Annotated in this window: 20 protein-coding genes; 6 read left to right on the top strand and 14 right to left on the bottom strand. The window is 52.1% G+C overall.

The features are described from left to right. The first annotated feature begins 701 nt into the window (after window positions 1-701). On the top strand, window positions 702-2,291 hold the full coding sequence (locus tag KBY93_RS14405; RefSeq protein ID WP_255095120.1) for a hypothetical protein: 1,590 nt from the start codon (window positions 702-704) through the stop codon (window positions 2,289-2,291). A gap of 283 nt (window positions 2,292-2,574) precedes the next feature. Next, on the top strand, window positions 2,575-4,146 hold the full coding sequence (locus tag KBY93_RS14400; RefSeq protein ID WP_255095119.1) for an IS5 family transposase: 1,572 nt from the start codon (window positions 2,575-2,577) through the stop codon (window positions 4,144-4,146). Window positions 4,147-4,194: 48 nt separating this feature from the next. Here the strand turns inward: KBY93_RS14400 and KBY93_RS14395 are convergent, their stop codons facing one another. Genes KBY93_RS14395 through KBY93_RS14385 form a run of 3 tightly spaced genes read right to left on the bottom strand, consistent with a single transcriptional unit; the run spans window position 4,195 to window position 4,918 of the window. Next, window positions 4,195-4,452 carry a hypothetical protein gene (locus tag KBY93_RS14395; protein ID WP_255095118.1) on the bottom strand — a complete coding sequence of 86 codons (258 nt, stop codon included), beginning with the start codon at window positions 4,450-4,452 and terminating at the stop codon, window positions 4,195-4,197. A 39-nt stretch (window positions 4,453-4,491) separates the two neighbouring features. Continuing rightward, entirely contained in the window at window positions 4,492-4,788 is a 297-nt protein-coding gene (locus KBY93_RS14390; RefSeq protein WP_255095117.1) for a hypothetical protein, read from the bottom strand. Further along, window positions 4,775-4,918, bottom strand: a complete 144-nt coding sequence (locus tag KBY93_RS14385; protein ID WP_255095116.1) for a hypothetical protein — start codon at window positions 4,916-4,918, stop codon at window positions 4,775-4,777. The genes KBY93_RS14390 and KBY93_RS14385 overlap by 14 nt, the downstream gene beginning before the upstream one ends. Window positions 4,919-5,087: 169 nt before the next feature. On the opposite strand from KBY93_RS14385, the gene istA reads away from it, so the two are divergent. Genes istA through KBY93_RS14370 form a run of 3 tightly spaced genes read left to right on the top strand, consistent with a single transcriptional unit; the run spans window position 5,088 to window position 7,913 of the window. Continuing rightward, window positions 5,088-6,446: an IS21 family transposase gene (istA, locus tag KBY93_RS14380; RefSeq protein ID WP_255095115.1), complete on the top strand. Its 1,359-nt coding sequence runs from the start codon at window positions 5,088-5,090 to the stop codon at window positions 6,444-6,446. Further along, entirely contained in the window at window positions 6,443-7,321 is an 879-nt protein-coding gene (gene istB, locus KBY93_RS14375) for an IS21-like element helper ATPase IstB (protein ID WP_315856419.1), read from the top strand. Before istA ends, istB begins: the two co-directional genes overlap by 4 nt. A gap of 37 nt (window positions 7,322-7,358) precedes the next feature. Next, on the top strand, window positions 7,359-7,913 hold the full coding sequence (locus KBY93_RS14370) for an ISAs1 family transposase (protein WP_255095114.1): 555 nt from the start codon (window positions 7,359-7,361) through the stop codon (window positions 7,911-7,913). Here the strand turns inward: KBY93_RS14370 and KBY93_RS14365 are convergent. Further along, window positions 7,861-8,214, bottom strand: a complete 354-nt coding sequence (locus tag KBY93_RS14365; protein WP_399223272.1) for a helix-turn-helix domain-containing protein — start codon at window positions 8,212-8,214, stop codon at window positions 7,861-7,863. The two genes, KBY93_RS14370 and KBY93_RS14365, sit on opposite strands and share 53 nt — an antisense overlap. Before the next feature lie 190 nt (window positions 8,215-8,404). Between KBY93_RS14365 and KBY93_RS14360 the strand changes: the two genes are divergently transcribed. Next, complete coding sequence (locus KBY93_RS14360; protein ID WP_255095112.1) at window positions 8,405-9,265, top strand: DUF6473 family protein; 861 nt, start codon at window positions 8,405-8,407, stop codon at window positions 9,263-9,265. On the opposite strand, the gene KBY93_RS14355 is transcribed toward KBY93_RS14360, so the two are convergent. The 10 genes from KBY93_RS14355 to KBY93_RS14310 all read right to left on the bottom strand — a co-directional run bounded on the left by KBY93_RS14355 (window position 9,227) and on the right by KBY93_RS14310 (window position 19,343). Further along, on the bottom strand, window positions 9,227-10,363 hold the full coding sequence (locus KBY93_RS14355; protein WP_255095111.1) for a hypothetical protein: 1,137 nt from the start codon (window positions 10,361-10,363) through the stop codon (window positions 9,227-9,229). The genes KBY93_RS14360 and KBY93_RS14355 overlap by 39 nt on opposite strands. 255 nt (window positions 10,364-10,618) lie before the next feature. Further along, entirely contained in the window at window positions 10,619-13,489 is a 2,871-nt protein-coding gene (locus KBY93_RS14350) for a hypothetical protein (protein WP_255095110.1), read from the bottom strand. Continuing rightward, complete coding sequence (locus KBY93_RS14345) at window positions 13,486-14,589, bottom strand: exostosin family protein (protein ID WP_255095109.1); 1,104 nt, start codon at window positions 14,587-14,589, stop codon at window positions 13,486-13,488. Before KBY93_RS14345 ends, KBY93_RS14350 begins: the two co-directional genes overlap by 4 nt. A gap of 161 nt (window positions 14,590-14,750) precedes the next feature. Then, entirely contained in the window at window positions 14,751-15,788 is a 1,038-nt protein-coding gene (locus KBY93_RS14340; protein ID WP_255095108.1) for a hypothetical protein, read from the bottom strand. Between the two features lie 19 nt (window positions 15,789-15,807). Continuing rightward, window positions 15,808-16,779, bottom strand: coding sequence for a GDP-L-fucose synthase (locus KBY93_RS14335; RefSeq protein ID WP_255095107.1), 972 nt, complete (start codon window positions 16,777-16,779; stop codon window positions 15,808-15,810). A 70-nt stretch (window positions 16,780-16,849) separates the two neighbouring features. After that, complete coding sequence (locus KBY93_RS14330; RefSeq protein ID WP_255095106.1) at window positions 16,850-17,188, bottom strand: PIN domain-containing protein; 339 nt, start codon at window positions 17,186-17,188, stop codon at window positions 16,850-16,852. Beyond that, the gene (locus KBY93_RS14325) at window positions 17,185-17,496 is read right to left on the bottom strand and encodes a type II toxin-antitoxin system Phd/YefM family antitoxin (RefSeq protein WP_255095105.1); all 312 of its coding nucleotides are present in this window, start codon (window positions 17,494-17,496) and stop codon (window positions 17,185-17,187) included. Before KBY93_RS14325 ends, KBY93_RS14330 begins: the two co-directional genes overlap by 4 nt. 53 nt (window positions 17,497-17,549) lie before the next feature. Then, window positions 17,550-18,695, bottom strand: a complete 1,146-nt coding sequence (gmd, locus tag KBY93_RS14320) for a GDP-mannose 4,6-dehydratase (RefSeq protein ID WP_255095104.1) — start codon at window positions 18,693-18,695, stop codon at window positions 17,550-17,552. Window positions 18,696-18,829: 134 nt separating this feature from the next. Further along, entirely contained in the window at window positions 18,830-19,105 is a 276-nt protein-coding gene (locus KBY93_RS14315) for a PIN domain-containing protein (RefSeq protein ID WP_255095103.1), read from the bottom strand. A 58-nt stretch (window positions 19,106-19,163) separates the two neighbouring features. Beyond that, window positions 19,164-19,343 (bottom strand): hypothetical protein, encoded by a 180-nt coding sequence (locus KBY93_RS14310; RefSeq protein WP_255095102.1) that lies wholly within the window; start codon window positions 19,341-19,343, stop codon window positions 19,164-19,166. Window positions 19,344-19,477: the final 134 nt, after the last annotated feature.

Below are 19,477 nucleotides of genomic sequence, written 5' to 3'. Positions count from 1 at the left end.
TCGGCGTCAGTCGGGCCAGTGGGTGGCTATGCATGGTGTGTGAGGTCTTGGGACGGCGGTGACACTCCGACCCTGGCGACCTCACACCCCCTTGTCAGCTGAACAACCTGTTGGGACTACACACCTAAGCTATTAGGCCTGTATGCAGTACTACTTTGGCATGACGTACACTCCAGTGTCTCGTCCCGGAGATTTGCGAGCAAGTCCCTGGAGCTTCTCCGGGATTGAATCCGCTGTGGCGGTCCAGTTGAACGGGGCTTTGGTGCACGGCGACGATTAGGTAGGCGGAGGACCAATTCCGGATGTCGGTTGACAACCCATGCTGTTGCAAGGGTTCTCAGACTTGTGTCGGTCAGTCATGTGTGGTGGTTGTCACGGCGGCAGGAGCCGGCACCAGTCATTCGCTATGAGTGATTACCACTATGCCCAGGCGGACAGGGATGTCACCGGGTTCCATAACAGGCCAGGGCCCTTGCCGGCGTGGCCCTGCCTGAAACCGCAACCAGAGGGTAAGGAGTCCATGGCAACAAGGGGTCATGGCTCCAGAACGGCGGATAGAGCGACTTCCGGCAGGCACCGGACCCATAAAGCCAGAACCGTGCAAGCTCAGCAACGGGCCTGATGGGTTGAACCGACCATGAATGAACGGGTATTAAAATTTCCACCCCTCTGTACAATAGCGCAAGCTGTACCAAAAGACGTTGCCGGAACAAGCAAATAAAATTTCGAATCCGCTTCCACATCAGATATGGAGCCTGATTTACTCGCGGCAATACGATGACGCAATGCAGTTGTTAGACGACTTGTTGAAAAGTGCAAATTTTGGCGAAATCGTTACCGCCTTGATTAAGTCTGTAAACAACCTTCTTCCAAATAGCGCATCAACCATAAGTGCTAGCAGTAGCGTAAGTCATCCCACCCTGAAAGGGGACGTCCTAAGCATTAATAATCCTAATCAGTTTATTTTTCATACTAACGATAAAACGCCGAATGTCATTATTGACTTTGCGATGCCAATAGATGGCATAATGGGGATATATCTATACAACCGGTGTCAGAATGAAGAGATATCAAAACGGATTTTAGGATGCGATTTCTTTATCTCTCTTGACGGTGTAGAATGGGAGAAAGTAAAAATAGTGCTGGACAATAATCAGATATTTTTTCACAAAGGCATTCCGATCGTTACATCTTCCAGATTCAGGTATCTAAAGATCAACAGAGAAACTCATGGCGGAGGAACACCAATACACTTAAGTCAAATAACAATAGGACATCCATTGGATTACGCAACTAGCTTAGTCGAGTTCATGGCAGCAATATTCGCAAGAAAATACAATTTGATGATCAATGAAGGCGGGAAATTAATAGAGCATTCCAGTGCCCCGGATCCCATGCAATTTACAATACATAGTATTAGCTCAAAAGAACTTTCTCTGGAGATTAGTTCTATACCAAGATTTGCTAATTTTGTCATACAAATAACAAATGCCATTCACTTTGCTAGAACAATAGGCGCTAAATCAATCCATATACCAGATACAAAGCGCGTCAGGGATTTATTTCCAGTTTCTTCTAAGATTGTCTGCGCAGGAGAACCTCCAATTACTATTTTAATCGGATCAAAAAAGCAAGGCGTATCCCTTCAAGGATATTTTTTTTACAGGATATCCACAAGTATATATTCAGATATGCCAAGCATGAGAAGTTTGGTAAACATATTTAGTGATTCATGCTATTTAAAAAGTAAAATGCATAATAGCAGCCTCCGCGAATTGACTATTCATATTCGTTCGGGTGATATATTTAGTGATTATTGCCTTGTCCACCCTGGGTATGGGCAACCACCTTGTGCGTTTTATAAAATGTCAATTCTTGACTACTCGCCTGAATTCGTGACACTAGTTTATGAAAATAAACTAAATCCTGTGATCGACGAAGTTGAGAGCTTTCTTTGTGCCTCATCAATTAATTTCAGAGTTCAATCATCTGATGATCTACGAGAAGATATTCAATATTTGACATCTGCAAAGGCGTTAGTAATTTCACACGGTACATTCGGAATAGCAGCACTTTGCTTTAATAGATGTATTGAAGTTTTATATACCTTTAATGGATCATTTCCCAAGGGTGTCTTGCCTGTAGAATCAGAAAGAGAAGTTGTAAATAAAGTAATTCGTGATCAAAGGGGTGAATATACAAGGTTGATCTTGTCAAACAATTGGGAGAATAGCTTTGACCAGCGCAAGCTTATGTTGCAGTATGACGAAAAGTTTTTGTCCTTTGAATAATTTCATATTTTGCTTTTAATTGGGGAAGTTGTTATGCTAGAATTTCTCATTCCCAGGGCAAATCCCATGATCCTGTTAGGATATGGGTGTAAAGGATCGGTGACGGAGCATGTCTTATTCCCGATGATCTGGAAGGGATTTATGCATGTTTTTTCCAGGAGTTAAGGAGGGACTCCTGAAAAAGCCAGATCGATTGTGCCGCAACTGGTCTCAGCGGTTGATAGCCGGTAGACTGGCCAGGAATGCGGCAATCGTGGATTGCTGCTACTGATCACAGCCGCACATGTACCGAAAGCAGCATATCGGTCAGCTTTCAATCGAAGACTTCCACGTGCCTTTTGGCGGCACACTCGACCCTGGCAACCGCTGGGTGTTGCTTGCAGAGCTCATCCCCTGGCAAGAAATGGAGGAGGCTTATGCTCCTCAGTTCAGTGTAAATGTGGGGGCTCCAGCCAAGCCCGTGCGTCTGGCGTTCGGATCGCTCTACATCAAGCAGCGTTTAGGTCTCACCGATGAAGAGACAGTTCTCCAGATCCAGGAGAACGCCTACATGCAGTTCTTCCTGGGATTTGCTGGATACTCCAGCAAAGTGCCCTTTGATCCATCAATGATGGTTCACTTTCGTAAGCGATTCTCAGACGATGACCTGAGGCGCATCAATGAGGTCGTGGTTCAGCGAGGCAAGGAGATGTTGGTTGAGGCTGCCGCATCTCAGTGCCATGACGATGAAGATTCAAATGGAGATGGCTCGGGCAGCGGCGATCAGCTCTCACTCGATGCTCTGATCAAACCCGTTGACTGGCCGGCTGGGAAGAATTGGGGAACACTCAGCATTGACGCCTCCTGCGCGCCGGCTGACATCACCTATCCCACGGACCTGAAGCTCTTGAATGAAGCAAGGGTATCGACCGAGAAAGTAATTGACGATCTCTGCAAACAAGGTACTGACTTTGGCGTGCATCGACCTCGCTATGACCGTGGCAAAGCCCGAGCTTACTTCCTGAATGTTGCAAAGCAGAAAAAGCCGAGGTGGAGAAGGCTCAAAGCTGCGGTGAGGCGACAGCTCAGCTATCTGCAGCGCAATCTAGAATCTATCGATGCCCTGATCGCAGCTGGAGCAAGCCTTTCGGCTCTCAAGGAGCATTGGTGGCAGAAGCTGCTGGCTTGTAGTGAGCTGTTCCGTCAGCAGACTATTCTCCTCCATAGCAAGACGAGGAGCATCCCTGATCGGCTTGTAAGCTTGGTGCAACGCTGGGTCCGTCCGATTGTGCGCGGCAAGGCAAGGGCGGCAGTTGAGTTTGGGGCCAAGATCAGCGTTTCGGTTCAGAACGGATTTCCATTCCTGCACCGCATCAGCTGGGATGCCTACAACGAAGGTAGTGACCTGATTGCGCAAGCTGAAAAGTACAAACAAGATTATGACTGCTATCCAGAACGCATCTGCGCGGATCGCATCTACATCAATGCCAAGAACAGACACTTCTGCACGAGAGCTGGCATCAGGCTGTCGGGTAAACGACTGGGCAGGCCACCCAAGGATCCAGAGGTTAGTGCCGCCCACAGGCAACAGCTACTTGCCGATCAGCGCCGACGCAATGAGGTAGAAGGCGTCTTTGGCACAGGCAAGCGCAAATATTCCTTGAAGTTGATCATGGCCAGGCTGTCCGCTGGCGCTGAGGGTTCAATCTCAATGAGCTTCCTGGTGATGTGCGCGGAGAAGATCCTGAGGCTGCTGCGCCTTCTTTATGTATTCCTTTTCGCTTGGCTTTGGAGCCTTCTTGAGCTCAATTCCATGGAAGGAGGTGCCTGCAATGGTCCATGTCCCAAGTGGGATGATGTGCCGGTCACCGCATAGCCAGGCTTGTGGGCTCCCCTATTGCGCCAGGGCTGCCTAAAAGTGTGATCAAGCCGTGCCTGGGGCCAGGCTGCCCTCTCCCAGCGCCAGCATCCGGCTGATGTCATGGGCCACCTCCTGCTGGCCGGCATGGATCGATCGAAAACCGCTCCCGCGCAGCAAGTTCATCACCACCGTGCGCAGAAATGAAAACAGCGGTGCACCGACGCGGTTCGCGTAACGGTGGGTGTCCTCAGCCAGATGAACATCCCGCACCCAATGCCACTCGTTTTCAATGCTCCAGCGCTGCCGCACCAGGCGCAGCAATGCTTGTGGGGCGGTGCGCAGGCCAGGGCCGACTGAAAGTCAGGCACAAGGGAGCTGGTGCGGCCATGCTGGTGCCGGTTTTATCGGGGCTGCTCCCGTCCATTGGCCCAGCCTTCTGCCAGTGTTGATCTGATCGCCTTTCTGCAGGCCCTCCCTGAGCAACCCAAAGAGCTCCTCCAGCTCCACGCGCTCGAACAGGTAGAGGAAGGTGGAGTCGCAGGGTGCCTTGGGCAACTCCAGATCCAGCGCCGCGCCGAACGCCTGGTGATGCCGCTTGGCAAAACTCTCCAGATCCCTGGCGCTGCGGCAGCCGCTGTAGGCGTCAGCCTTCTGCAAAGCAGTAGATGCCCAGGATCGCCATCAACAGCAGCAACCACTGGGGGTAACGGACCCCTCGGCGCTTACGTCTCTCCGGCAGGGCCTGCAGGAAGGCGATCAGATCGGGGCTGGCAGAAAGCTGGGCCAAAGGTAAAGAGCAGTCCCGATAAAACCAGGCCCAGCTTGGCCGCACAACGACCCTTGTGCCTGACATTCAGTTGGCCCTGGGGGTGGGGGTGCCGGGAGATTTACACCACTCCGGGTGTCAGGCGACAGCGAAAACTGGTCCGGAGGCGACACGAAAACTGGTCCACCCCGTGGAGCGAGCCAGGCAGGACGACAAGGGCAGCGGAGGGGCGCCATCTCTGGAGCCGATGGCTGTGGAGACGGCGGTGCAGACCCCTCAGGACGTGGAGGCGATGCAGCGCCTTTCGGCAGCAGGCTGGGGCCGGCGGCGAATCGCCAGGGAACTGGGCTGCTCGCCCGAGACGGTGCGCAAGTACCTGCGGCAGGGTGGCTGGCAGCCCTACGGGAAGCCCTGCCGCAACACGGTTCTCGATAGCCAGCGGGAGTGGCTGCGGCAGCGGTTTCTGGCCCACCGCGGCAATGTCGATGTGGTGCGGCAGGAGCTGGCCAGTGAGAAGGGAATCGAGGTGAGCTTGCGCACGGTGGAGCGTGCCGTGGAGCCCTGGCGGCGGGAGCTGCGTAACGCGGCCCTGGCGACGGTGCGGTTCGAGACCCCGCCGGGCCGGCAGCTGCAGGCTGACTTTGGCCAGTGCCTGGTGAGCATTGGCGGCGAGCGGGTGCGGGTGCACCTGGCGGTACTCACCTTGGGGTACTCGCGCCGGCTGCTGGTGCGGGCATTCCGCAGCGAGAAGCAGGACCACTGGCTCTTGACCCTGGAGGAGGGCTTCCGCCACTGGGGCGGGGTGCCGCAGGAGGTGCTGGTGGACAACGCCCGCGCACTGGTGAGCCAGCACGATCCCGAGCGCAACATCCTGGTGTTCGCCCAGCGGCTGGAGGAGTTTGCCAGTTACTGGGGGTTCAGGCCCCGTGCCTGCCGCCCGTACCGAGCCAGAACGAAAGGCAAGGACGAGCGCGGGGTGGCGTACGTCAAGAGGAATGCCATCGCCGGGAGGGAGTTCAGCAGCTGGGCGGAGTTTGAGGCCCATCTGGTGGGCTGGACCCGCGAGGTGGCCGACCTGCGGGTGCATGGCACCACAGGCGAGGTGCCGCTGGAGCGGTTTGTGCGCGCAGAAGCCCAGGCGCTGCAGCCGCTGGAGGCCAAGCCGTCATTCCTGGCGGAGCGGGAGCTGGTGCGGATCGTGCACAGCGACTGCTGCGTGGAGGTGGAGGCGAACTGGTACTCGGCGCCGCAGGCGTTGATCCGTCAGCGGGTGAGCGTGCTGGTGCGGGACCAGCAGGTGCTGATCCGCCATGGCGGCCGAATCGTCGCTGAGCACAGGCGCCAGCGTCCCGGTAGCCGCAGCCGCCAGGTGATCGACGGCCATTGGGATGGCCTGGTGCCGCAACGGCAGCGGCGCGAGGCGGCGCGATCGCTGCAGGACGCCAGCACGAGTCGTGATCAGGAGCCCGAGCGGCGCGTGGTCCGCAGCTCTGAACTGGCCCGGCCTCTGGCGGTTTATGCCGAGCTGATCGGGGAGGTGGCGGCATGAGCACCAACCCACGCCAGCGATCTACGCCGGTCATCCCACCGGTGCCGACCGAGGAGCTGGAGGCCATGCTCACCCGCCTGCGGCTGCCAGCGATCCGCGATCGCCTGGATGCGCTGCTGGAGGAGGCGGCTAGGCGGGAGATGAACCTGCGCGAGGCCTTGGCCTGGCTTTGCGCCGCCGAGGTGGCCCGCAAGGATCAGCTGCGAATGGAGATGGCACTGCGGCTGGCGCGGTTCCCCTATGTGCGCACGCTGGAGGCGTTCGATTTCGAGGCTCAGCCCTCGATCGACCCCGCCCAGATCCGAGAGCTGGCCACCTGCCGCTGGGTGGCCAACGGCGACACGCTGCTGCTGTTGGGCCCGCCGGGCGTCGGCAAGACCCACCTGGCGGTGGCGCTGGGCCGGGAGGCGGTGCGGCTCGGTCACAGCGTCCAGTACGTGGGCGCCATGGAGCTGATCAGTGCCCTGGCCAAGGCCCAGGCGCAACACGCTTTAGAGGCCCGGCTGACGCAGTACGCCAAAACTCGGCTGCTGATCATTGATGAGCTGGGCTACCTGCCGCTGGAGCCGAACGCGGCGTACCTGTTCTTCCAGCTGATCTCCCGCTGCTATCAGCGCGGCAGCGTGCTGATCACCTCCAACCGTCCCGTCATGGAATGGGGCGAGGTGTTTGGCGATCACGTGGTCGCCACAGCGATCCTCGATCGGCTGCTGCACCACAGCCATGTGTTGATGATCCGGGGCGACAGCTACCGGCTGAGGGAGAAGCGACGCAGCGGTCTGAGGGGGGCACCCCGATCAAGCGGCACAGGTGCCGCAACCCATACCAACGACACGACACCAACCGATGAAACACAGATCCAAGGGCCGCCGTAAGGGCCCCGTCAGCAGGCCATCAGGTGGACCAGTTTTCGTGTCGCCGGAGGACCAAAAGCAGTCGCTTGACACCGGGGGACGCCAGCAGACACTGCATCGCCAGATCCGATGCCAGTTCCAGGGGAAACGCCACATCCCTGTTGAGGCAAGTGTTTTCGAGGAGGGTCATGGTCGTGCCATCACCTGGACGCTCCGCGCCAAACAGGCACCGGAGCACATCCGTGAGGCCTGGAGCGGCACCAGTTGGATTGTGGAGATGGCCGCCGTCGGGACCCGCGACGGCAAGACCTTCCGGCAGACCCATTTCTTCCTCACCAGCTTGCGCACCACCCCAGAAGCCCTGCTGCAACTGGTGCGCGACCGCTGGAGCATTGAGAGCTGGCACTGGATCCGTGACACCCAGCTCGATGAGGACGCCCATCGCTACCGGGGCAACGGCGCTGGAGCAATGGCGACGCTACGGACGGCAGCCCTCAACCTGCTCCGACTGGCTGGATTTCAGTCGATCCGAGCCGGCATGCAGGCCGTAACTCACGACATCACGGCGCTACTGGCGATGGCTCGGCGACAGCCGGAGCCAAGCTGTAGCTAAGACTTTGGATCAGCTCTGGATTGCAGGGACTGCTGTCCTCGGTTGGATTGCTCCTCCCCCCTGCGTCAGGAAAGAGGCCCCGCTCCCGGCAGTAGGCGCTGAGCTCAGTGGCGTTCAACCCAGCCGTCACCAGCACCACCGTGAACTTGTCGGCAGCACTCCAGCCTTCTGGTTCCTTCTCGGATGCCGGCACCACCTCTCCCTGCAACCGCCAGGTCTTCCTCCATTTGTAGAGGGTGATCACATGGATGCCCAGCTCTTCTGAAATCCGGGCCACGCTCTGCCTCTGCGGCGGGCTCATCCGCCTCCTCACATCAGCCTTGACGGCCTCGCTGTATCCGCGCATTGGTCATGTCCTCAAGCCCCCGGATGTACTGATTAGAGGGGTGAAATCTTTACTGAACCCGGGGGCCCCCTGAACGCTTACTCGACATTTTATAGACGTATACCATCTATGCCTGGTACCATTTGGAGACGCAGTGCTTCTAGACATGGGCCAAGCATATCAAGATGAGGTCGGCGACAGTCTTGATTATCACCTCCAATCAACTCCCTATGGATTCAGAGCTCGAGGCCCCTTAAGCTTTGATGACGAAAGTCTGAAAAACTCAGTTTCGTTCATTGGGGCGGCGCAAGCATTTGGTGTTTGGTGCGAGTTTCCATTTCCAAAGCTAGTAGCCAATGCGTTGTCTCTTAATTGCCTAAATCTAGGACATGGCGGGGCTGGACCAAGAGCATTTCTCTTGAACCCAAGGGTTATTGATGATATTAACAAAACAAAAGCCTGCGTAATCCAGGTAATGAGTGGGCGCTCAGTGGGAAATAGATACATGAAGCAGCACGATGGCACATGCGTAGTCACACTACAACATCCATCCCTTCCACCTGAGAAACTATTGGCGCATAGTGCATGGGCAAAACTATTTCCAATTCTCTCAGAGGACGAAAGGCAGATGCTAGCAGAAGAGAGCGTTAATACTTTTCTTGAAGAATACAAAGAACTTAGGGATAGGCTGGCAGTCCCGTTAATATTGCTTTGGGTTTCTACTCGTTTACCCAGTTACAATAGGACCTATGATAATTGCAGGGAGATGCTTGGGGAATTTCCCCATCTCATTGACATTGATACTTGGGAATCACTCTGCAATTTGTTTGAGCACAGAGTCATGGCATGCTCTAAAGACTTCATCAATAGACCATTATGGTCACAGAAAAAAAGAGAGACTTTTGCAGTTACCCGCTCTTGGGGTATGATAGATTCCTTTGATGCCAGCTATACGCATCCATACCTTCATGTCTTAGCAGCTCAAAAGCTACTGGACAAGATCCATGAGATCGACATTTTCCAATAGCCCTAAGTCAGCGACAGAAACATCCACCTCCAGAATTGAGCAGCTTTCAATAATCCTTACTATCTCGTCTGCACATTGAATACCTTTACTGCTTAACATATACAAACAATCAGTAGTCGGCCATGCTGAAGCTGGTTCATCTTGGTTGGATTTAATGCAATTTATATCCGTCTTTATCGGCCACAAGTCGAACAATCGCGGAAAATAGTTCTGCTGTACCCAAGCATTAGAATCCATGAAGTAAGAATTATACTGAGACAAAGAAGTGCTGCTTACAGTCAGCCTTCCGCATCCAGCAGTATGATCCATGATATATTGCACAATTTGCTGATAATGTCTATACGTCGTGGGACTAGTCTTTACGTTGTACAAAGACAAGACTTGGTTAAGGATCGAAGCGCCAAGCGCACTCAATGATTCATTCTTTCGACCTGGCTGCTGATAGTTGATAATGTTCATGTCAGGCCATAATAAAGAAGTAAAATCAGATAGAATGTCGCCTCCGACTAATTCTTGAGCATGAAATATTCTTGCAATTAAATTTTCCATTCCAAATACTTCTGACCAAATCTGTAATGTACGCTGATGATTGCAAACTGTTGAAATTCTACGGTCGTTAGGTGAAACCAGCTCCTTAGCGAGAACTCCACATTTTATTCGTGTGGACCAGGCTGACATAGCTGTATCAATGGGGTTTCGTAAATAGACTAAGACAGTTATAGTGGTAAAATGATTGGACAATTCATCATAAAGATCAACAATTTCTTGTCTTCTTTCAAGGCATGATTGAAGATGCTCAGAAGAGATTACCCAATTGTCAGAATGTGTATTCAAGATCTCATCTCGAAATACGTTTTTCATATTTTCTTGGGCTTTAAGTCTCTGTTCATCTGTACGGATATGTTGCATTCTAAAGAAACTGTCTACAGTGAGATCTCGTGAGAATACAAATGGCAGCCATTGGTGGTTGCTTCTTCCTAGCGAATGGGGCACATAACTACCGATGACACCTAATGCAGACCTGTTCATACGCAGAAATTCTTGTATAGAAGTTGTTCCGGTTTTCTCAGTACCAATATGAAGGTATAGATTAGTCATGGTTAGATTAATTGCAATGGGAAAACAATTAGATTCAGTTTCTGCGACTCAGAGTCATCAAGATGATAAGCACAACGAACATGGATAAAGTGGCCCCGCCAAATGATGTTTAATCTGTTCCATAGACCTATGGAGACTCTAGAAACCCAGTCCGACTGAATGACTATGTTCATTGGGAGAGAAACTGCTTCAAAGAGGAACAAGAGGTATAAGTGGCTGCCAAATAGAAGAGACTCAGTCAGAGTAGAAAACATGTTATTCTTCGCACCTAGCAAGCAGTAAATCTAGTATACGTTGGTCCTTATTAACCCGATTATGGGATGTTTCGATTACAGAAAACATGTATAGAGCCTTCGGGTAGAATATGGCTAAAGCACCATGCCTTAATGCCTTAATCCACAATGCAAAGTCTGCATAAGTAGAGTATTCTTTTTCGTCAAAAAAGCCATATCTATTGTGCAGATCCCTGGTCCAGACTGGCATAGAATGAATCTGATTGTTAGCACGGATACTATCCGATGTCAGTCTCTTCACCAGCTTGGCGCAAGAAAGCGGGTAAGAAGATGGTATTGCTGATGTTGACGACCACCACTTCTCCTCTAGATTCATAATATCTGCGGGAAGAAAACTAACATCGCAAGGTTCTTGAACTCTGCTGACATAGCATGCGGACGAACAGACGTCCGCTCCAGTTTCTTCTGCAATAGAAATAAGACTTTCAAGATGGTTAGGGAGCTTCCGATCATCGGGATTAAAGTTCGAGATATACTTGGATCGGCTCATGCGAATGAGTCGATTCCAGCATTCATAAAGGCCTGGATCATTCAATAATGACAAAATATGAAGATTGCATCCACTCACTCTAGCGAAGAACTCTAAATAAAGCTGAAGGGGAAGATTCAGCTCTGGATCAGCAATTAATAACTCACTGCCAATAGATAAGTGAATTGACTGGAGACTGTAATTGGCTAGCCATTCTGGAATGTAGTTATGCATCCCATAGGTTACTGCAATTACACTGATAGAAGGGCCACTTAGAGCATTGGCATCAAGGAACTGAGAAACACGAAATTGTAGATCGTGTAACGCAATCGTTGTCTCGATCCCTCTGGAATTGATATCTACTTTAACCCTTTCCAGGAATGTAATAAACAAAGCCTGAGAACCCTTGTGGAGTGATTGGGCAGTAATTGAGCATTGGAATCTCTGGTCACCGAGGTGAATACATTTTAGCTGATGAGGTGATCCTGATAAAACACATGAGCTGTGGTCGAAGAGATTAAATCTAGCCTTTATACCATCATCACCAAAGATAGAACCTAACAAATCTACATCAATGCTGGCTGTAACATCACAAGAAACAATAAACGAGAATTCATAAGACGCATCCGCATTGACATTTGTAATAAGCTTGATGTCCTGCGATTCTTTACCTTTATCGGCCGTTTCAAGCAAGTAGCATGGGATAAAAATATCCTCATTACAAAGAAGTAGATTGTGGCACATAAGCCCAGGCTTAGCTCTTGGCCTTACATCACTGGGTTCAGAAAGTGAGCTAAGCTCAACTTTCCCCACATACACTCGCCCATTACCATCTCCTATGTAGTAACTGGTGCTGCCCTTGCATAGCCTTACAGAGACGTTTGACTTGCCAGGCTTGAGGGCAATTGCAACTAGTTCACATTTAACCAGTCCGCCAGGCTGCGCATAGATCGTAACACGTTCTGGCTTACCTGAAACAACATTAAAGCTGCTGTTAGCTAGATTAATATTTACCCTAATTTCTTCACCAAAGAATCGTGCTGGTAGCCGTAGAGTAATTTCCTGAAGTGTATCTGCTTTGGCAAGACAAGCAAGGCGATATTTAACACCAGTCTTAACTTCATGAGGCATAATCAATGCATGGATCGTAGGATCCGCATCTAAGGTATCGCTCAGCAAGACTATCCCCTCATCATCCTCTGGAAGCTCTTTGAGAAGGCGGTTGAGCGGACACCATAAAAAAGCTTGACTTATACTTGGTCTCTCACTATTACTAACACATTGAGGGACACTCGTAAGCAAACCTCTTTGTCTATAAAAGGGATAGCTGGCGGAGACATATTTGGCTGTATATGATTGACTTCCAACTGGTAAATCCGCTTGTTCAAAAAAGTGTGACCAGTTCGATCTATGAATAAATGTATTAAAGGAGCTCTGCCCATATGATTCAAATGCAGGAAACACGGCTGGAAGGCTCTTGGATATTGCTTTATACAGATCTCTCCTCAGGTATGTGTCGGGTACATGTTCATTCTGAATTGTGTCTGATATCGCAAGAAAGTGATTCAGAGCATTGACAAGTAATTCCGCAAAAGCTCTATACAATCTGTTTTTAGTCAGCCTACTAATTTGCTGGACAACTTCTAGCCGCATCTGATGATAAGAATATAGGTGACAAGATTTACTGAGAGAATGATCACAATATACTACCTGCTGGGAGCTTAAACGCATGCGCCCCTTTAAAAGATAGCAGGTTACAATCCACCGCAAAGTACCATAATTGGAGCATAGTTCTGAGGCAATGTCAAATTGCGAATGCATCCTGGCTTGCAGGGCACCCGAAGTAAAAATCATCAGGTATCGATCAGTGACGAAGTCATTAAGCACTACAAAAGGGTTAATACGTAAGTACCTCTTATTACTATTATAGTAAAGTTGGTCTAGTCTTGGTGAGCTTGCCAACCCTTTTCTAATGCGAACTGGAAGAAGCACGCTATCTAATGGTTTCATTGCATTTGTTATCATATCTAGATCATCTAAGCATTCGGCAGCGATATAATACGATGGATCGACTATAGCAATTGGTTGATCTGGGAAAAGCTTCGCGACTTCAGTGACCATAGCTATGGGCTCCCTGCAGCAGAGGGATAGACCGCCGTATACTTCCTTAGCAAGGCTCTCAATAGCTTTAAGGCGATATCTTTGATCTTGTTGAAGGCTCACTAGGAATAACTCACTATAGAGTATACATATTCTTAAATCCTTCCCATGCATTCCTACATGAGCTAGTTGTTCTAAGCTGCGAACGAAGGCTGCAGACAAATCAGTGGGCTGGGAAAGCGGCAGGATAATTGTAAGTATCATGATTCGCCGACGAGAGCTTGAAGAATATCGCCTAAGACCAAATAGCTATTCCGACCTTTGCTTTGTTTGCAGCGCTCCACAAACATAGTATTAATATTCACTGCTTCATGCCTGATCCCGGTTTTCTGTTCTACAATGTAGTCGACAATAGCGGTAAATCCTGTGGGCCACTTTTGATTAAGCATAGGATTGCGAGAAGCATACCTAAGAAAGTGAACAAAATGAGTGTGGAGCTCCTTGACGAATGAACGGCGGGAGCCCTCTTTGTAAGCCTGTATAGAAGTCGAACCACCAAGGTCATGGTCGGTAAGAAAATCAGTGATTGGACGAGCAAAACAATCCGTCCAGTAGTGATCCCAAATCTGAGATAGTGATGCTCTTTGTCGTCTGATAAAAGCTGAGTCATTCGCAAGTTCTTTAAGCAGAGATGGTAATTTTGCGACAGCCTTTTCCTGCTCGGAGACAATTAGAATTCCATTACTCCAGTATCCACTATCTTCCTCCCAGCCTATTCTTGCTGGTAACTTGAGGCCGTCCGCCAGTAATACCGGAATTGAGCCGAAGCCAATAGACTCCCAAAGCCGGATTGAATTTGGGCCTGATCCAGATGGGCATAGTGAGAAGATCGACCGCTGCAATAACTCACGAAACTTCTGTTCTCGTATGTTAGCCGCTTCCTTTTCGCCTGTACTTAAAGGCATTCCTGCAACCTGTTCTTGATAGACTGTCTTTTCAAAATGCCACTCACTGGTAATCTTAATATAAGTATTATCACTTGCAGAATCCCAAGCACACTGATCAATCCACTTTCTAACCGGAGTCAGATAATATCTCGGGTCGTATGCGCCCGTAAAGGAAGCTAGTAAGTCGCGATGATTGCTCTTTGACTCAGTTCCAGAAGGCTTCTGAACTGGAAATAATGGATAAGCATGGTAGTGAACTTGTCCATACCCATGCGTGGTCGAATATGTTGTATGAGGCCAAAAAACATCTTTGATCCTGCATGCTCGAAAAAGAAAGGAGTACATAAAGCCTCTAATATGCTGGCAACATGTCATACTATAGCTTCCATCGTCGATTCCATTTGCCAGAGCAATCAATAAGGCTCTAGCTTTATCTTGATTGTTGTTACAGCTATCGATTAGTGTTGCCCACGGATAATGTAGAAAACGGCCGCTCTCGGTAACCTGGTGCTCCCTAAGTCGGACCCATGTCTCCCTTTCCGTTGCAGCTGGAAGCTGCCATTCATCACTGATTAACATCATAGTTGATTCATGATTGCTGTCAAGTCTGGCCAGCTTAGCTTGGTTTGTGCTTGTCTTTTGATGTCGAATGATCGCTGTTGATTTGCTTCTTCAGTTTCATCAATAAGCACCTTTATCTGATTGGCTGCATCTTGAATGTCAGTATAAAATAGAATTCCTGGTTCATTTCGAAACAACTCCATATGTCGACTAGGGATTGCCGAAATCGTGCCAAGAGTTTGATTATATCTCAACGAGCCAGAATTTAGAATCTTAGTATAGGGAAGCATGATTAAGCTTGAGTGCTCTGTCAGCCAATGAAGTTCCTCATCGAGTAGCCTTCGCTGCACAGAAACTAGACGATTTTGATCATATACTGTATCGAGGAGAGTTGCTACATCGTTGCGATATGACCACTCAACTGCGCCTGCAACAAGTAAAACAAGATCTTTGTTGGTTTTTTCCGAAATGGCATTGAAGATTTCAATAGCTTCAGCTAGCCCTTTGTACTTTCGGATTTGACCCAGCAAGCTGATTATGAAGCTTCCCGGTTTGATAGCAGTTTCCTGGATCAGGGCTTTCGGTATGGTTTTGGGTTTAAGCTCATACAAGCCATGCTCATGAAAATAGCAGTGTTTAGGACTGCATTTATATACAGAACGAATAAGATTTAAGTGACCTGGTTTATGGAGAATTAATAGATCAACTTTGTCTGCAAGCCAACGCCTAAAGCCGATTTCAAAATCAGTATCCTTTGTGTTAGTGTGATGTCCAAGGAGGTTATGGACTGTCCAGGCCAATCTGGATCCTCGCAACTGGAGATGCAAAACCTTTTGTTTAAATTCCTCGGCAAGCTTTTCTGACTCTTGCCTATCATTCTTGATTATCTGGTTGAGCCAATGTATGTGAAAGATACAGCTCTGATCGCCCTCCGAGATTTCAATCGCCTTATCAATGTCTCCATAGACAACCTTGCCTGCGTAACTTTTATAGACGAGTTCTTGATAGGCATTGCCCATAGTGTAGTCTGGATAGGAGACAAGGGTTTTAATCATGCTATTATAAAGACCGCTGTTATTGGTAGGTTTGCGTAAACTCCCTGTAAGTTCTATCCAGCCCTTGCCGAAGAGGAATTCTCGACTGCCAGCCTAACGCTGACAATCGTCCCACGTCCAGCTGCTTCTTAGGAGTACCCTCGGGCTTACTGACATCCCAGAGGATCTCTCCGCTGAACCCCACAACACGCGCCACAGTATCTGCCAGTTCCTTGATCGTGAGGTCTACGCCGGTCCCTACATTGAGATGTTGGTTCGGCTCGTAGAGATCAACGTGATACGCCTCTAGTACATGCACACAAGCCTCTCCCAGATCATCAACGTGAAGAAACTCCCGTAGTGGTGTGCCAGTGCCCCAACATGTAACGCTGTCTGCATTTGCGTTTTTTGCTTCATGAAACCGGCGGATCATCGCCGCCATGACATGGCTGTTCTCGGGGTGGTAGTTGTCTCCCGGCCCATACAGATTCGTGGGCATCAGGCTGATCGCATCGAAGCCGTGCTGGATTCGCAATGCCTGGCAGAGCTTGATGCCGGCGATCTTGGCGATTGCATACCACTCATTCGTGGGCTCCAGCGGGCCGGTGAGTAGATACTCCTCCTTGATCGGCTGCGGACACGCGCGCGGATAGATGCAACTGCTGCCCAGGAACAGCAGCCGCCGCGTGCCAGTGCGCCAGGCGCTCTCGATCACGTTGTTCTGGATCTTGAGGTTCTGCAGCAGGAAGTCAGCCGGGTAGGTGTCATTCGCATGGATCCCCCCCACCTTCGCCGCCGCCAGCACCACTACCTGCGGCTTGTTCGCCTCAAACCAGGCCCGCACCGCCACGGCATCCTCCAGATCCAGCTCCTGGCGCGTGGCGGTGAGGATGTAGGCATAGCCCTTCCGCTGCAGCGCCCGGCAGATGGCGCTGCCGGCCATGCCCCGATGCCCCGCCACGAAGATGCGATCGCTGGGGTTGATCAAGGGTGTGGTGGAAGTGTTGCTCATGGCTCGGAAAACCAGTCGAGGAGTTGCAGTCCTTGAAAATCGGCGAAATCGCTGAGGTTGAGGGTCACCATCACCAGGTCGTTCGTTGCTGCAATGGCGGCGATCTGCCCGTCCGTACAAGCCGGCCGTCGGCCATCAGCTGAGCGCGTTGCTGCCCATGCCAGAGCGCTGCCCGGCAGTCATACGGCAGCGCCTGCAATCCCGACTTCAGCAGAGCATCGAGATACTCGGCCAGGCGTTGTCGTTTTCTCCCCGCAGTCAAGTGCTGTACGCCGTAGGCCAGCTCATGGATCACCACACTGGCCGTATGCAATTGATGACTACCGTCCTGGAGCTGTTCCACCACCAACGGGTTGGGGTGCTCCCGCAGGGGCTCCGACAGCACGTTCGTGTCGAGCAGCCCCCTCACGAAAGGTCGACGGGTCGCCCGGGTGCGCGATCCCGCCACGAGGGAACCTCCTGATCCGCTGACGGATCGGATGGCAACGGCCAATCCTCGTGGCAACCTGATCGCCCCTCCAGGCGCCAGTTGAGGATGGCCTTCCCGGGGGCCAGGCTTGTCTGCAGTTGATGCAATGTGCTGTAGGCCTGCTCGGAGAGCAGCACCGCTACCGGCTTGCCGTGCCTGGAGATGTGCACCACCTGCCCCGCTTCCGCTGCCTGCACAAGACCTGCCAGCCTCGCCTTCGCGTCGGACAGGGGTACGACCTGAGTCATGACGCAGCCTCATCGCTTCAGACCATAAGAATGGTCAGATCTGTCGGGCATCATCAACCCAGCCCTCCGCGGGCCCGCTCCACGGCGTGGGGATTGGTGGGCGGGTTCTCCATCGAACCCACCACGTTGAAGCCCTTGAGTCGCAGAATCGCCTCTTTCTTGGCCTCTTCCTTGTCGGTGGCCACCATGTCCGCCACCAGCTCCTCCAATGTGGTGGTGGGCGTCCAGCCCAGCTTCTCGCGGGCCCGGGCGGGATCGCCCAGCAGCGTTTCCACCTCAGCTGGGCGGAAGTAGCGCGGGTCGATCCGCACTACCACCTCGTCGCTGCCGGCGCGTCGGCCCTGCTCCTCCAGCCCCTCACCGCTCCATTCGATGCCGCCCCAGCCCAGCTCCCCGGCGGTGAGCTCGATGAAGCGGCGCACGCTCTCCTGTCGGCCGGTGGCGATCACGAAGTCTTCCGGGGGGCCGTCCTGCTGCAACATCCGCCACTGCATCTCCACATAGTCCCTGGCGTGGCCCCAGTCGCGCAGCGAGTCGAGATTGCCCATGAACAGGCAGTCGTCGAGGCCGGCATCGATGCGGGCCAGACCACGGGTGATCTTGCGCGTCACGAAGGTTTCACCGCGACGCGGGCTTTCATGGTTGAACAGGATGCCGTTGCAGGCATACATCCCATAAGCCTCGCGGTAGTTCACTGTGATCCAGTAGGCATAGAGCTTGGCCACCCCGTAAGGGCTGCGCGGATAGAACGGCGTGGTTTCTTTCTGGGGGATTTCCTGCACCAGGCCATAGAGCTCACTGGTGCTGGCCTGGTAGATCCTTGTTTTTTCCGTGAGCCCCAGGATTCTCACGGCCTCCAGAATGCGCAGAGTGCCCAGAGCATCACTGTTGGCGGTGTATTCCGGGCTCTCGAAGCTCACCGCCACATGGCTCTGGGCGCCCAGGTTGTAGATCTCATCCGGCTGCACCTGCTGCACGATCCGGATCAGATTCGTGGAATCTGTGAGGTCGCCGTAGTGGAGCACCAGGCTGGGATCACTTTCGTGTGGATCCTGATATAAATGATCGATGCGCTGGGTGTTCAGGCTGCTGGCCCGCCGCTTGATGCCATGCACCACATAGCCCTTCTCCAGCAGCAGCTCAGCCAGGTACGACCCATCCTGCCCAGAGATGCCCGTGATCAGAGCGGTTTTGGGCATCGCGGCGGCCTCTCTCGATATTGAGCTGAACCATTGCAGAAGCCTGGTTTTCCCGCAAGTCCATCCGTAACATCCGCACTCCCTGGGCCGGCCATGTGAGCAGGCCCACATCGGTCTTGATGAAGATCAGGGATTCAACCGGCTCTCCAGGTCTGTGGTGCACATGGCAGCTGTAGCCATTCCAGGCCGGCAAAGCGCCTGAAATCCCGATCGAAGCTCACCAGCCGCCAGCCATTGGCGATGGCCAGGGCGGCCAGATAGGCGTCAGTGTAGTGTCTTGCGGGCAGTTCGGTGCTGCTGACGATCGCGTGGAAGATCTCCCAGCCGTCGTGCTCAGGTTCCGCCATCGCCACTCCGGGCTGCGCGCAGTAAGCCTTCAGTACCGCTGAGGCCTCTGCTGTGCTTTTCACGGCTGCACCCATCAGCTTGGGCTGGCTCATCAGCCGCACCACCCCCAGCGCTGTGATGTTATGGCTTGATCAGCTCGAACAGCCCTGCGTTGCTGAGCTGATCAGGGGAGATCATCAGTGCCCCTTCCAGCCTCGGCAGGTCGAGGGCTGATCGCTGGAGCGCTATGTTCGCCGGGTTGGCGGCCCGGGCTTTCAACCGCGCAAACAGCGTATCCGGCAGTTCCAGAGTGGTACGCATGACGGTTGCTAGTGTGCCGTCCCGGAAATAACCTCTAGAATGCGGAGTATCTCCCGAGGTGCTCCGTGGCGCTTGGTCGTCCGATGCCACCGCTGGTCCTCAGCGATGGCGAGGTTCAGCAACTGCAGGCCATC

The organism is Synechococcus sp. J7-Johnson (assembly GCF_024345795.1).
Lineage (GTDB): Bacteria > Cyanobacteriota > Cyanobacteriia > PCC-6307 > Cyanobiaceae > Regnicoccus_A.
This window is presented reverse-complemented; position numbering and strand designations above follow the sequence as displayed.

Excerpts from the sequence above, each read along its gene's own strand:
- gmd (WP_255095104.1), bottom strand. The coding sequence starts at position 18,695 with ATGCCCAAAACCGCTCTGATCACGGGCATCTCTGGGCAGGATGGGTCG.
- KBY93_RS14355 (WP_255095111.1), bottom strand. The coding sequence starts at position 10,363 with ATGACTAATCTATACCTTCATATTGGTACTGAGAAAACCGGAACAACT.
- KBY93_RS14340 (WP_255095108.1), bottom strand. The coding sequence starts at position 15,788 with ATGATTAAAACCCTTGTCTCCTATCCAGACTACACTATGGGCAATGCC.
- KBY93_RS14325 (WP_255095105.1), bottom strand. The coding sequence starts at position 17,496 with ATGACTCAGGTCGTACCCCTGTCCGACGCGAAGGCGAGGCTGGCAGGT.
- KBY93_RS14360 (WP_255095112.1), top strand. The coding sequence starts at position 8,405 with ATGGGCCAAGCATATCAAGATGAGGTCGGCGACAGTCTTGATTATCAC.
- KBY93_RS14335 (WP_255095107.1), bottom strand. The coding sequence starts at position 16,779 with ATGAGCAACACTTCCACCACACCCTTGATCAACCCCAGCGATCGCATC.
- KBY93_RS14350 (WP_255095110.1), bottom strand. The coding sequence starts at position 13,489 with ATGATACTTACAATTATCCTGCCGCTTTCCCAGCCCACTGATTTGTCT.
- istB (WP_315856419.1), top strand. The coding sequence starts at position 6,443 with ATGAGCACCAACCCACGCCAGCGATCTACGCCGGTCATCCCACCGGTG.
- KBY93_RS14365 (WP_399223272.1), bottom strand. The coding sequence starts at position 8,214 with ATGAGCCCGCCGCAGAGGCAGAGCGTGGCCCGGATTTCAGAAGAGCTG.
- KBY93_RS14310 (WP_255095102.1), bottom strand. The coding sequence starts at position 19,343 with ATGCGTACCACTCTGGAACTGCCGGATACGCTGTTTGCGCGGTTGAAA.
- KBY93_RS14400 (WP_255095119.1), top strand. The coding sequence starts at position 2,575 with ATGTACCGAAAGCAGCATATCGGTCAGCTTTCAATCGAAGACTTCCAC.